The organism is Microbacterium sp. NPDC056003 (genome assembly GCF_042274785.1).
GTDB lineage: Bacteria > Actinomycetota > Actinomycetes > Actinomycetales > Microbacteriaceae > Microbacterium.
The window spans coordinates 153531-165270 of sequence record NZ_JBHJXQ010000002.1 but is presented as its reverse complement, the minus strand read 5'-3'; the positions used below and the strand labels follow the sequence as shown (position 1 = coordinate 165270).

The following is an 11740-nucleotide window of genomic DNA, read 5'->3' as shown; positions in this document are numbered from 1 at the left end:
GTCACTCGTGGAGGTCGTGGGACAGCAGTTCCACGACCTCCGCGTCGCTCGTCTGGGTGAAATCGTCGTAGAACTGCCCGACTGCCCAGAAATCGCGCACCCGGTGCGGGCAGACGTACTCGTCCATCACATCGCGCTCCGGCCGCCAGTCCACGGGGGCGACAGGTGCAGCCAGCACGATCGTCTCCGCGCCGCGCGAGCGCAGCGACAGGCATGCCGCGGTCGCCGTCGCGCCGGTCGCGATGCCGTCGTCGACGACGATTGCCGTGATCCCCTCCACGCGGTCGTCGGTGTGGAAGAGCGCACCGCGGCGCTCGAGCTCGACGCGCTCCATGTCCTCGACGAAAGCCAGCTGCTCGGGGGTGACATGCCCCGCCCGCAGCGCCGCGTCGTTCACGACGCGCACATCGCCCGCGATGGCGCCCACCGCGAACTCCTCGTGCGAGGGGGCGCCGAGCTTGCGCACGACCGCGGCAGCCAGTGGGAGCCCGAGCGAGCGCGCGACGGAGGCCGCGACGACGACGCCGCCGCGCGGGATCCCGAACACGACAGCGTCCTGGCCGGCCCAGGGTCGGAGCGACTCGGCCAGTTCCCGGCCCGCAGCGGAGCGATCGGCGAAGAGCGCCATACGGCCACGGTACGCCGGGCGCCCCGTCTTGTCTCGGGGAATGCCGCTGCCGTCCGCGTGGTTCCTCCCGTCGTGCGTTTCATGCACGCGAATGGAAAGGACGCGCGATGAACGACCTCGCATCGGTCGAACTGGGCCTGGACACCTTCGGCGACATCACCCGCGACGAATCCGGCGACATGCGCACCGGCGCGCAGACCATCCGAGACGTCGTGGACGAGGCGGTGCTGGCTGACCAGGCCGGCCTCGCGTTCTTCGGCGTGGGGGAGCACCATCGCCGTGAGTTCGCCGTCTCGAGCCCCGAGATCGTGCTGGCCGCCGCGGCCGCCCGTACGGAGCGCATCCACCTCGGTACCGCTGTGACGGTGCTCTCGAGCGATGACCCGGTGCGTGTGTACGAGCGCTTCGCGACGCTCGACGCCGTCTCCCACGGTCGCGCAGAAGTGATCCTCGGACGCGGTTCGTTCATCGAGTCGTTCCCGCTGTTCGGCTACGACCTGCGCGACTACGAGGCCCTGTTCGACGAGAAGCTCGATCTCTTCTCGCAGCTCATCGAGGAGAAGCCCGTCACCTGGCAGGGGACACTCCGCGCGCCGCTCACCGACGCCGACGTGTTCCCGAAGACCGAGAACGGTCTGCGGGCGTGGGTCGGTGTCGGCGGCACGCCCGAGTCGGTGGTCCGCGCGGCACGCTACGGCTACGGCCTCATGCTGGCGATCATCGGGGGGCCAGCCGATCGCTTCCGCCCCTTCGCCGATCTCTACCGGCGGTCCCTGGCGACGTTCGAGCGCGCACCGCTGCCGATCGGCGTGCACTCGCCCGGGCACGTCGCCGACACGGATCAGCAGGCGTGGGAGGAGGCGTACGAGGGCTTCGAGGCGATGAACAACACGATCGGGCGCGAGCGCGGCTGGCCGCCGTACAGCCGCATGCGCTTCCAGCGCGACGTCGGACCCGAAGGGGCGCTCTACGTCGGATCGCCCGAGACGGTGGCCCGCAAGATCGCCGACACCGTGCGCACGCTCGGGGTTCAGCGCTTCGATATGAAGTTCTCGACGGGCACGCTGTCGCATGCGCGCATGATGCGTTCGATCGAGCTCTACGGCACGAAGGTGGCGCCGATGGTCCGCGACCTGCTGTCGTGAGTGCCGCCGGGACGCGCGCATCCGTAGCATGACGATATGACGGATGCCGACACCCGCGCTCCCGCGACGCTTTCGGAGCGACTCGACAGGTTGCCCTTCACGCTCCGGCACCTGCGCGTCCTGACCGGATCCGGCCTCGGATGGGCACTCGACGCGATGGACGTGGGGCTGATCTCGTTCGTGATCGCCGCGCTGGCAGCCCAGTGGAGCCTGCAGCCCTACGAGACCGGGTGGATCGCCTCGGTGGGATTCATCGGCATGGCGGTCGGTGCGAGCCTGGGCGGATTGCTCGCCGACCGCTTCGGCCGGCGCTCGGTCTTCGCAGTGACGCTGGTCGTATACGGGCTCGCGACCGGAGCGAGCGCGCTCGTGGGCGGACTGGTGGCTTTGCTCGTGCTGCGGTTCTTCGTCGGACTCGGGCTCGGAGCCGAGCTGCCCGTCGCGTCGACCTATGTCAGCGAGTTCGCCCCCGCACGTATTCGCGGTCGCCTCATCGTGATCCTCGAGGCATTCTGGGCAGTCGGGTGGACGGCGGCGGCCCTCATCGGCTTCTATGTCATCCCCGCCTCGGAGGCGGGGTGGCGGTGGGCGTTCGCGCTGGGCGCGATCCCCGCCGCCTACGCACTGTTCGTCCGCTGGGGGCTTCCCGAGTCGCCACGGTGGCTGGAGCGACGGGGCCGGCACGACGACGCCGAGGCTGTCGTGCGGTCGTTCGAGGCGGCAGCCGACGACTCCGCGGTCGCCGAGCCGGCCAGTGCCCCGTCGGACACCGAGCCGCCCGTGGCGTCTTCGGTCGGGTCGCGTCTCGCGTCCCTGTGGTCCCGTGAGTTCGCGATGCGGACGGCCTGCCTGTGGCTGGTGTGGTTCTGCGTCAACTTCTCGTACTACGGCGCGTTCATCTGGATCCCGTCGATCCTCGTCGCGCAGGGGTACGACCTCGTGCGGTCGTTCGGTTTCACGCTGATCATCACGCTCGCTCAGCTTCCGGGGTACGCGACGGCGGCCTGGCTCATCGAGGTGTGGGGTCGCCGCGCGACGCTCTCGGTCTTCCTCGTGGGGTCGGCTGCTTCCGCCGTCGTGTTCGGCACCGTGGGCAGCGAGGGCGGCGTGATCGCTGCGGGCATGGCGCTGTCGTTCTTCAACCTCGGGGCGTGGGGAGCCCTCTACGCGGTGACACCCGAGATGTACCCCACATCGCTCCGGGCCACCGGCTCCGGCTGGGCGGCCGGAGTGGGCCGGATCGCGTCGATCATCGCACCGCTCGCCGTCCCGGCGCTCCTGGCGATGGGCGGTGCTCCCACGCTCTTCGTCGTCTTCGCGGCGTTCTTCGTCATCGCCGCGGTCGCCGCCTGGGGCCTCGTCGACAAACGGGGCGCAGCGCTCGATGACCGCTGAGCGAGTCGTGCAACCCGCCTAGGCTGGGACGATGGCATCCGTGCGGTACGTCGCGATCGGCGACTCGTTCACCGAAGGCGTCGGCGACGAGCTTCCCGACGGTCGCGTCCGGGGCTGGGCAGATCTCGTCGCGCAGGGCTGGGCGGATGCCTCCGGTCAGCCCGTCGAGTACGCGAACTTCGCGATCCGCGGCAAGCTCGTCTGGCCGATCGTCGAGCAGCAGCTCGAGCCTGCGCTCGCGTTGCGGCCCACCCATCTGTCTTTCAACGGCGGGGGCAACGACATGCTGCGGCCCCGCACCAGCGTCTCGCGCATCGTCGACGCCTTCACCCACGTGCTGCGGCGATGCGATGAGGAAGGCGTGACGCTCATCGTGCTGTCCGGCGCCAATCCCTCCGCTCAGCTGCCGCTGAGCCGCGTGATCCAGCGACGCGGTGATCTGCTCTCGGCCGCCGTCGCGGCGCGGCTCGCCGATCGCGCCGACATCATCCGGGCCTTCAACTGGCCAGATCGTGAGCTGTCGAGCCCGCCGTACTGGTCGGAGGACCGCCTGCACATGAACTCGCGCGGCCACCACCGCGTGGCGGCTCGCGTGCTCACGGCGCTCGGGCAGGAGCCGCCGGCGGACTGGTGGTCGCTGCCGCCGCTGCCGCCCGCAGCCACGCGCGGGGCCGCCTACTACCGCGAGCACGTGGGGCCCTGGGTCCGGCGACGGCTCACCGGCACCTCGTCGGGAGATGGGCGTGCGCCCAAGCACGGCGAGTGGTTCGACGTGCCGCCGTCAGCCCGCTGATTCGACCCGTGCGTACTCGGAGCCCGACCGCGTGCGCTCGAGCAGTTCGGCGTCGACCAGGTGCCTCCGCAGCACCGCCTCGTCGTCGGTGAACCGCGCCAGGCGCTCGTTCGTCTGCTTCTCGCTCAGCACCTCGCCCGGCTCGAACGCGTGAGCCGCCACCCACGCGAGCAGTTCACGGCGATCGCCATCCTGCACCGGAAAGCGATCGATCCGGCCCGCGCCGTCGAGGAACCGCGCCGGGCCGGTGGCCTTCGGGACAGGATTCTCCTCCAGGATGCCGCGCAAGGTGGTGTCGGCGAAGACGAGGCCGTCGGCGGTCTCGTGGACCAGCCCGAGCTCGGCGAGGCGTGCGACGGCACGCTCCCGGCGGGCGGCCGTGAGCGGAGGCGCGGCCATCGCCTCGGCCAGCACGGCCCGCAGGTCGGGGTTGAGGAGCGCCGCGATCACACCCCGCCAGCGGTCGCTCATCCGCCGATCCCGTCGACGGCGTAGGTGAGCTCCGCGAACGCACCGGCCTGCCGGACGCCGGTGAGGGTCAGCCGGTCGGGGCCGATGCGGCGGGGGAGCAGGGGTTTGCCCGAGGGCAGCGTCGCCGGGGCCACCGATACGACGATCTCGTCGAGCAGGCCCGCATCGGCGAACTGGCCCGCCAGGTCTCCGCCGCCGACGATCCACACGTCGAGGTCGCCCGCGGCCGCGCGGATCGCGGGCCAGGCGTCCGTCACGTCGCCGCGGACGAAGCGGATGTCAGCGCCCGGTACGCTCGGCAGCTCCCGACCGGTGAACACGAACGTCGGGCGTGCGCCGTAGTACGCCGGCCACTTCTCGGGGCGTTCCACGAGCTGCTCGTGCCGGAGCACCCACTCGTAGGTCGACGACCCCTGCACGAGTACGCCGATGCCGGAGAGGAAGCCCATGAAGTCGCTGTCTCCGCCTTCGCCGCCGGGCGCCGCGAAGAGCCAGTCGAGAGAGTCCTCATCGTCTGCCAGGAAGCCGTTCAGGGTGGTGGCGGTGTAGAAGATCACGCGGGCCATTCCGTAACCGTAGCGCGCTCCGGCGACATCCTTGACAGGTATTCAACCAAACGGTACTGTACCGAACAGTTGAATAAAGAGGTGATCATGACCGACCAGCTCAGCCGTACGTTCTCGGCTCTCGCCGACCCCACGCGGCGCGCGATCCTCGAGCGGCTCAGCGGGGGAGTGGCGACCGTGGGCGAGCTCGCGGCGCCGTTCGACATGACGTTCGCCGCCGTTTCGAAGCACCTGCGCGTGCTGGAAGGGGCGGGCCTCGTCACCCGGGGCAGAGACGCACAGTATCGCCCCGCCCGGCTCGACGCCCGGCCGCTGGCCGCGGCATCCCGCTGGATCGAGGACTACGCGCAGTTCTGGGAGGACAGTGTCGATGCCCTGGACCAGTATCTCAACGCCCTTCAACAGCTCGCACCCTCGGCGCCCGACCAGCACGACCAGACCCATCAGGAGAACGATCATGACTGAGTACTTCACCGTCACCCGCACGCTGAACGCGCCGCGCGAACTCGTGTTCGAGGCGATCACCACGCCCGAGCATTTCGCGGTGTGGTTCGGCACCGCCGCCGTCGAAGTGCCCCAGGACACCCTGACCATGGACGTGCGTCCGGGGGGCGCCTTCCGTGCGGTGATGCATCTGCCCGACGGCCATCGCATCCACTGGTCGGGGGAGTACCAGGTCGTCGAGCCTCCCGCGCACCTGGCGATGACGCTGACCGATCAGCCGGGAGATGACGCCGGGCTGCCCGTGCTGTTCGACCTCGAAGAGGTCGACGGCGGCACCAGGCTCACCATCCGCCAGGACCGCTCCGACTTCACCGACGAGCAGGTCGCCGCGACGATCGAGGGCTACAACGCCTTCATCGACGACATCGAGCGCGTGCTCGCGACGATGCAGAACGCCTGAGCCCCCGCGTCACAGGGCGCCCGCGCGGCGCAGCGCGCTCATCGCGAGCCGGCTGCCTGCGCGGGCGCTCTCACGCGGGTCGGCACCCGACAGCGTTGCGGTGATGCAGCCCGCCGCGAACGCGTCGCCGGCGCCCGTCGAGTCGAGCACGTCCTCCACCCGCTCCACCGGCACCTCGACGCGGGAGTCGCCCTCGATGACGAGTACGGGGTCGCCGCCGCGCTTCACCATGAACACGGCACCCGTCAGATCCAGGTCGAGCTCGGTCGCCGTGCGAGCCTCGTCGGCGTTGGCGAACACGACCGCCGGCGCGAGGTCGTCGACGATGTGCTGGAGCCGTGCCGCACCGAGCCCGCGCATCGTGGCCACGCTCGAGAGGTCGAGGCTGACGCGTGCCCCGGTGCGTACGGCGGCGGCCGCGGCATCCGTCACCGCCGTTCTCGAGGCGGGCTCGGCGAAGCCGTACAGCGGCAGGTGCACCCAGTCGACGCCCTCGAGCCAATCGGGATCGATCGCGGCGAGGTCTGCGGCTGCGCCCCGGTCGGTGATCATCGTGCGCTCTCCGTCGGTATCGACGAGGACGACGATCGCACCCGTGCGTCCTTCCCGCTGCACCCGCACGTCGACTCCGGCAGCGGTCATCTCGGTGACGAGGACGCGGCCGATGGTGTCGTCGCCGACACGGCCGATGAAGCGCACGGGATGCCGCGGTGCAGCCGCCACGGCCACGTTCGCTGCGCTGCCGCCGCGCGTGATCCGCACCTCGGCCGGGTTGTCGGTGCCGCGTTCCAGCGAAGAGCCCCCGAGGACGATCAGGTCGGCGACCACGTCGCCGATGACCGCGAGCATCAGGCGCGGCCTGTCAGCGCGCGGGCGATCCGTGCCCCGAGCTCGACGTTGCCGCGGTAGACCTCGACGTTGACGTCGAGACTGCGCCCGCCCGTCTCGCGCTGCACGAAATCGAGAAGGAACGGAGTGGTGTCGTGACCCGTCACGCCCTGGGCCGCGGCCGCCGCGAGCGCGCGGGCGAGCACCTGGTCGTGCAGGGCGGGGTCGAGCTGGGAATCGGCGGCGACCGGGTTCGCGACGAGAAGAGTGGATCGGATGCCGAGCCCGTCGCGCGAGCGGGCGATCTCGGCGATCTCGGCGGGGGAGTCGACGGCGTGCTCGATGTCGTGGCCGGAGTCGGCGACGTAGAAGCCGGGGTAGTCGGTGGTGCGATAGCCGACGACGGCCAGGTTCAGCGTCTCCAGCCGTTCGAGGGTCAGCGGGATGTCGAGGATCGACTTGACGCCCGCGCTCACGACGATGAGCGGGAGCGTGGCGAGCGTGCCGAGATCGGCGCTCTCGTCGAAGGTCTGCTGCGCCTCGCGATGCACGCCGCCGAGGCCGCCGGTGGAGAAGACCCGCACTCCGGCGAGGTCGGCGAGGTACGCGGTGGCGGCGACCGTCGTGCCGGCGCTGCGTCCCTTCGCGGTGAGGACGGGCACGTCGCGCAGACTCGCCTTCACGACGTCGTCGCTCGTGGACAGGCGCTGGATCTCGGCGGTCGAGAGGCCGACGGTGGGCCGGCCGTCGATCACGCCGATCGTGGCGGGCACCACACCGAGGGAGCGCACGCGCTCCTCGGCCTCGAGAGCGACGTCGAGGTTGCGCGGCCTCGGCAGCCCGTGGGTGAAGATCGTCGACTCGAGCGCGAGCACGGGGTCGCCCGCGGCGACCGCGGCGCGGACCTCGGGCGAGATGGCGAGGGGAGAGGGCACGGGGCATCCTTCCGACGGATACCGCCACCCTACAAAGCCCGGGTCCGGGTCCCGCGGATCGGCGCGAAAGCGGAGAAGATGGGCGACGCGTGGAGCGACAGCGGTCTCGTCGACGGTTCGCGAATGCCCCGAAACGGAAAGATTGTCAACCCCCTGCACGAGGTACGGCGGATCGGGGAGCGTATCTGTCGGGACAAATGCGTCCCGAACACAGGGGAGGGCCGATCGCCGTGCCCCGGAAAGGAACCTCGCATGAGCATCGGAGCAGGAATCGCACTGTTCGCCATCGGCGCCATCCTCGCGTTCGCGGTGAACGTGGAAGTCGAATGGGTGAACCTCGACATGATCGGCTACATCCTGATGGGTGCCGGCCTGGTGATCTTCCTCGTCGGAATCGTGCTTATGGCACGCCGCCGCCGTTCGGAGTCGGTGACGCACACCGCAGTCGACCCGACCGCCAACGAGCGGGTGACCCGCCGGTCGACGACCACGCCGGATGACACCGTCGGTCTCTGACCGCACGATCGTTCGAACGGGGGCGGGGCCGTGAAGGCTCCGCCCCCGTTCGCCGTCTGCGGTGAGGTGTCAGCCGCGCTCGAGCAGGGCGCGAAGGGGCGCGGCGCCCTCGATCTCGATCGGAGCCCCGAGGATGCTCGCATGCCCGGACCGCAACTGCTCCCACCGCTCCCGCGACATCCGGTCGTTGTGGATGCTCGAGCCCCAGCCACGACCCGGTCTGCACACGGCGGAGCACGGGCCAGTCGTGGCCCGCTACGCCCGCTCCACGGGCAGCCAGAGCTCGCAGGTCGCGGTGGCGAAGTCGGGGGAGCGGTCGAGCACGGCGACCATCGAGGGGCCGGGGCGAAGGCGCCACGGGTTCGAGGGGAACCAGTCGGTCGCCGTCGCCGACCACGTCGACTGCAGCGCGGCGGGGTAATCGCCCTCAACACGGAACACCGCCCACGAGCCCGCAGGCACCTCGATGGTGTCGAGGTCGTCCGGAACAGCCGAGGCCGCGCTCACGGCTACTCCGTGGAGGTAGGTGAGCTCACTGCCTTCGGTGTAGTCGGGCGCGACGTCGTCGCTCACCTGCAGGATGCCGGAGGGCTCGGTGTCGCTCAGAGCCTTGAGGCGCGCATGCGCCTCCGTGGGAAGGCCTGCGATGTGCGCCTGGATGTGCGGGTTGGCGCCGTCGTGGATGAGCGGCACGCGCGCGGCGTGGCCGACCAGGCGGAAGGCGGGGCGATCTGCGATACGGGTGTCCATGGGGGAGTTCCCTTCGATGGTCAGGCGGAACCTGAGTTGCGGTTGTGAGCGAAGGGGACCGCCGTCGCGGCGCACGTCGCCGGGGGTGACGCCGTGCACGGCTCGGAACGCCCGCGCGAACGCCTCGGTCGAGCCGTAGCCGTAGCGCACCGCGATCGTGAGCAGTTCGTCGCCGGCCACGACGTCTGCCGCAGCGGCCGTCATCCGCCGACGACGCACGTACTCGGAAAGCGGCATCCCGGCGAGCGACGAGAACATCCGGCGGAGGTGATACTCCGTCGTGCCGGCGTCGCGCGCGAGAGACGCGATGTCGATCTCGTCGGTGAGGTGCGTCTCGACGACCTCGACCGTGCGGTTGAGCGATGCGATCACGGTTCCTCCTTCACCGACAAGCCTGCGTGGGGAAGCGCGGTCCCGCCCGATGATCGCGGTCCGCTTCTATCAGCGCAGCCCAGCGAGTTGACATAATGTGCATTATCGGCGACAAGGCGTTCTGGGCACACCTCTGATTGTCCTCGGTAGAGCAGGATGCGTCGCCCACGGGTATCGTCGCTGTCGCGGATCTGCTCACCGGTGTCGCATCGGTGATCCGCGCCGCGAACTGCCAGCTCTGGAGTCGACTGTCCATGCGTGAACGCAATCTGCCGCTGGTACTGACCCTCGTCGCCGCACAGCTCGCCGTGATGCTGGACTCCAGCATCCTCAACGTCGCGCTGCCGTCCATTGCCGAGGACCTCGGACTCACGGCCGTCGGCACCGCGTGGGTGCTCAACGCCTACTTCCTGACCTTCGGCGGTCTGCTGCTGATCTCCGGACGCGCCGCCGACGTCTTCGGACGGCGGCGCATGTTCCTCATCGGTGCCGCCGTGCTCGCCGCCGGCTCGGTCCTCGGCGGCTTCGCTGCCGACGAGACGATGCTCGTGCTCGCGCGCCTGGTGCAGGGCGCGGGGTCGGCCATGCTCAGCCCTGCGGCCATGTCGGTCATCCTCGCGACCTTCTCCGGGACGACGAAGACGAAGACGATGGCGTGGTGGGGCGCGGCATCCACCGCGGGCGGCGCGCTCGGTGTCACCGTCGGCGGCATCCTCACCGGCGGGTTCGGCTGGCAGAGCGTCATGTTCGTCACCGCCGCGGCCGCCGCTCTCGTCGGCGCCGCGGGCTGGTTCCGACTCGAGCGCGACACGCCCGCGACGCGTCGCACCTTCGACGCCACGGGTGCGGCTCTCGTCACCCTGGCAGCCGGCGCCGTGGTCTACGGCGTTCTGAGCATCCCACACGCCGGACTCGCATCGGTCGAGGTCGTCGCGGCGACGCTCGTCGCCCTCGCCGCCGGCGCCGGTTTCGTCCTCGTCGAACGGCGTTCATCCGACCCCGTCCTGTCCCTCCCGGCCCTGCGCGAGCCGCGCGTCGCCGGAGGCATCGTCGTCAACCTGCTCGGCGGCGGCGCGAGGATCGCGTGCTTCGTGCTGGTCGCGCTGCTCATCCAGCAGGTGCTCGGCTACGACCCCGCCGTCGCCGGTCTCGCCATGCTCCCCACCTCGCTCGCCGGCTTCGCCGTCAGCACCCTGGTTCTCCCCCGGGCACTCGCCCGCTTCGGACCGGAGAAGGTGACGGTCATCGGGCTGATCCTGCTCGTCGTCGCGCATCTGCTGTTCGCGACCATCGACTTCGGCGTGCCGTACGTCTGGCGGGTACTCCCTGTTCTCGTCATCGCAGCAGCCGGAGTGGCCTTCAGCTTCACCCCGACCACGCTGGTCATCTCCAGCGGCATGGCCGCGCGCAACGCGGGGGTCAGCTCGGGTCTCGCGTCCTCGACGGCCCAGATCGGCGGCGCCATCGGCATCGCGGCGTTCGGCGCCGTCGACGCCTATCGCCGCGCGGCCGTGCTCACCGCCGGCGGCACCGACCTCGCCGCAGCCGAAGCAGGGCTGTCCGCCGCCCATCTCGCAGCGGCGATCGCCGCGGCAGCAGCGACGCTCCTCGCCGTCGCCACGTTCCCGTCGCTGCGGCCACGGCGGCGACTTCCCGACGAGGTCGACGCGGCCGGCTGACGCAGGGCTGCGCGGCCGGCTCAGGTACGCCGGCGCAGGGCCGCGGCATCCCGCTCATACATCGCCGCGTGCTCGAGGAAGTCGGCCCGCCCGGTCTCGTCCGCGCGGTCGCGCGTGAAGGCCGCGAGGTCGTCGAGCCGCTGCGCCATGACGTCGAGGACCTCCGCCTCGGTGAACGGCATGCCGTACGCATCGATCAGCTGCGCGAGCCTGCGATCCGTGTCCAGGCCGTCGGTGCCCACCGCATCCTCGGCGAACGGCACGAGCCGGTACGCGAGATACGCCAGATCCCACAGCCGCGGCCCGGGCGACGCGAAGTCGAAGTCGATCGCGCCGACGAGCCGTCCGTCGCGTGCGACGAGGTTGTAGGTCGCGAAGTCGTTGTGACAGATCACCTCCGCGGGCTCGCGACGCGGCGACCGCCACACGAGGGACTCATCGGCCACGAGAGCGACGCCCGCGTCATGGAGCCGTCGCAGCAGGCGACCGGCTGCACCGAGGACATCCCCGGCCCACCTCACGCCCGGGGCCACCTCGCTGAGCATCTCCCCCTCGAGGTAGGTCAGGATCTCGCGGCCCTGCGCATCCAGACCGAGTACACGCGGCACACCGTCGACGTCGGCGTCGGCCAGGGCGCCCAGCAGCCGGTGGACCGCAGGAGTCCACCGCCCCGTCATACGGCGCACCGTGTCACCGGCACGGATCACCGGCGCCATGTTTCCGCCGCTCAGGTGCCGCTCGATGTCATCCACGCGTTC

General features: G+C 70.6%; 14 protein-coding genes. 7 read left to right on the top strand and 7 right to left on the bottom strand.

Going from position 1 to position 11740, the window contains the following annotated elements; all coding sequences use genetic code 11:
* Position 1: 1 nt before the first annotated feature.
* Positions 2-628 carry a phosphoribosyltransferase gene (locus ACFC1W_RS10115; RefSeq protein ID WP_375991865.1) on the bottom strand — a complete coding sequence of 209 codons (627 nt, stop codon included), beginning with the start codon at positions 626-628 and terminating at the stop codon, positions 2-4.
* A gap of 107 nt (positions 629-735) precedes the next feature.
* On the opposite strand from ACFC1W_RS10115, the gene ACFC1W_RS10110 reads away from it, so the two are divergent.
* The 3 genes from ACFC1W_RS10110 to ACFC1W_RS10100 are packed head-to-tail and all read left to right on the top strand — an operon-like array spanning position 736 to position 3961.
* Entirely contained in the window at positions 736-1773 is a 1038-nt protein-coding gene (locus tag ACFC1W_RS10110; RefSeq protein WP_375991863.1) for an LLM class flavin-dependent oxidoreductase, read from the top strand.
* A 36-nt stretch (positions 1774-1809) separates the two neighbouring features.
* On the top strand, positions 1810-3168 hold the full coding sequence (locus tag ACFC1W_RS10105) for an MFS transporter (protein ID WP_375991861.1): 1359 nt from the start codon (positions 1810-1812) through the stop codon (positions 3166-3168).
* A gap of 31 nt (positions 3169-3199) precedes the next feature.
* Positions 3200-3961 (top strand): SGNH/GDSL hydrolase family protein, encoded by a 762-nt coding sequence (locus ACFC1W_RS10100; RefSeq protein WP_375991859.1) that lies wholly within the window; start codon positions 3200-3202, stop codon positions 3959-3961.
* Here ACFC1W_RS10100 and ACFC1W_RS10095 read toward each other — a convergent pair.
* Positions 3950-4432 carry a DUF2087 domain-containing protein gene (locus tag ACFC1W_RS10095; RefSeq protein ID WP_375991857.1) on the bottom strand — a complete coding sequence of 161 codons (483 nt, stop codon included), beginning with the start codon at positions 4430-4432 and terminating at the stop codon, positions 3950-3952. The genes ACFC1W_RS10100 and ACFC1W_RS10095 overlap by 12 nt on opposite strands.
* Entirely contained in the window at positions 4429-4998 is a 570-nt protein-coding gene (locus tag ACFC1W_RS10090; RefSeq protein WP_375991855.1) for a dihydrofolate reductase family protein, read from the bottom strand. Before ACFC1W_RS10090 ends, ACFC1W_RS10095 begins: the two co-directional genes overlap by 4 nt.
* 87 nt (positions 4999-5085) lie before the next feature.
* Here ACFC1W_RS10090 and ACFC1W_RS10085 point away from each other — a divergent pair, with 87 nt between their 5' ends.
* The gene (locus tag ACFC1W_RS10085) at positions 5086-5463 is read left to right on the top strand and encodes an ArsR/SmtB family transcription factor (protein WP_375991852.1); all 378 of its coding nucleotides are present in this window, start codon (positions 5086-5088) and stop codon (positions 5461-5463) included.
* Entirely contained in the window at positions 5456-5902 is a 447-nt protein-coding gene (locus ACFC1W_RS10080; RefSeq protein WP_375991849.1) for an SRPBCC domain-containing protein, read from the top strand. Before ACFC1W_RS10085 ends, ACFC1W_RS10080 begins: the two co-directional genes overlap by 8 nt.
* Before the next feature lie 9 nt (positions 5903-5911).
* Here the strand turns inward: ACFC1W_RS10080 and ACFC1W_RS10075 are convergent, their stop codons facing one another.
* Both ACFC1W_RS10075 and ACFC1W_RS10070 read right to left on the bottom strand, forming a co-directional pair.
* On the bottom strand, positions 5912-6751 hold the full coding sequence (locus ACFC1W_RS10075) for a carbohydrate kinase family protein (RefSeq protein WP_375991847.1): 840 nt from the start codon (positions 6749-6751) through the stop codon (positions 5912-5914).
* The gene (locus tag ACFC1W_RS10070; protein ID WP_375991845.1) at positions 6751-7665 is read right to left on the bottom strand and encodes a pseudouridine-5'-phosphate glycosidase; all 915 of its coding nucleotides are present in this window, start codon (positions 7663-7665) and stop codon (positions 6751-6753) included. Before ACFC1W_RS10070 ends, ACFC1W_RS10075 begins: the two co-directional genes overlap by 1 nt.
* 252 nt (positions 7666-7917) lie before the next feature.
* On the opposite strand from ACFC1W_RS10070, the gene ACFC1W_RS10065 reads away from it, so the two are divergent.
* Positions 7918-8181, top strand: a complete 264-nt coding sequence (locus ACFC1W_RS10065; protein WP_191766500.1) for a DUF6458 family protein — start codon at positions 7918-7920, stop codon at positions 8179-8181.
* Between the two features lie 255 nt (positions 8182-8436).
* Here ACFC1W_RS10065 and ACFC1W_RS10060 read toward each other — a convergent pair whose 3' ends face one another.
* Positions 8437-9303 (bottom strand): GyrI-like domain-containing protein, encoded by an 867-nt coding sequence (locus ACFC1W_RS10060; RefSeq protein WP_375991842.1) that lies wholly within the window; start codon positions 9301-9303, stop codon positions 8437-8439.
* A 254-nt stretch (positions 9304-9557) separates the two neighbouring features.
* Here ACFC1W_RS10060 and ACFC1W_RS10055 point away from each other — a divergent pair, with 254 nt between their 5' ends.
* Entirely contained in the window at positions 9558-10982 is a 1425-nt protein-coding gene (locus ACFC1W_RS10055) for an MFS transporter (protein ID WP_375991840.1), read from the top strand.
* A 20-nt stretch (positions 10983-11002) separates the two neighbouring features.
* Here the strand turns inward: ACFC1W_RS10055 and ACFC1W_RS10050 are convergent, their stop codons facing one another.
* Positions 11003-11734, bottom strand: a complete 732-nt coding sequence (locus ACFC1W_RS10050) for a phosphotransferase (protein ID WP_375991838.1) — start codon at positions 11732-11734, stop codon at positions 11003-11005.
* Positions 11735-11740 lie beyond the last annotated feature (6 nt).

Excerpts from the sequence above, each read along its gene's own strand:
- ACFC1W_RS10115 (WP_375991865.1), bottom strand. The coding sequence starts at position 628 with ATGGCGCTCTTCGCCGATCGCTCCGCTGCGGGCCGGGAACTGGCCGAG.
- ACFC1W_RS10110 (WP_375991863.1), top strand. The coding sequence starts at position 736 with ATGAACGACCTCGCATCGGTCGAACTGGGCCTGGACACCTTCGGCGAC.
- ACFC1W_RS10105 (WP_375991861.1), top strand. The coding sequence starts at position 1,810 with ATGACGGATGCCGACACCCGCGCTCCCGCGACGCTTTCGGAGCGACTC.
- ACFC1W_RS10100 (WP_375991859.1), top strand. The coding sequence starts at position 3,200 with ATGGCATCCGTGCGGTACGTCGCGATCGGCGACTCGTTCACCGAAGGC.
- ACFC1W_RS10095 (WP_375991857.1), bottom strand. The coding sequence starts at position 4,432 with ATGAGCGACCGCTGGCGGGGTGTGATCGCGGCGCTCCTCAACCCCGAC.
- ACFC1W_RS10090 (WP_375991855.1), bottom strand. The coding sequence starts at position 4,998 with ATGGCCCGCGTGATCTTCTACACCGCCACCACCCTGAACGGCTTCCTG.
- ACFC1W_RS10085 (WP_375991852.1), top strand. The coding sequence starts at position 5,086 with ATGACCGACCAGCTCAGCCGTACGTTCTCGGCTCTCGCCGACCCCACG.
- ACFC1W_RS10080 (WP_375991849.1), top strand. The coding sequence starts at position 5,456 with ATGACTGAGTACTTCACCGTCACCCGCACGCTGAACGCGCCGCGCGAA.
- ACFC1W_RS10075 (WP_375991847.1), bottom strand. The coding sequence starts at position 6,751 with ATGCTCGCGGTCATCGGCGACGTGGTCGCCGACCTGATCGTCCTCGGG.
- ACFC1W_RS10065 (WP_191766500.1), top strand. The coding sequence starts at position 7,918 with ATGAGCATCGGAGCAGGAATCGCACTGTTCGCCATCGGCGCCATCCTC.
- ACFC1W_RS10055 (WP_375991840.1), top strand. The coding sequence starts at position 9,558 with ATGCGTGAACGCAATCTGCCGCTGGTACTGACCCTCGTCGCCGCACAG.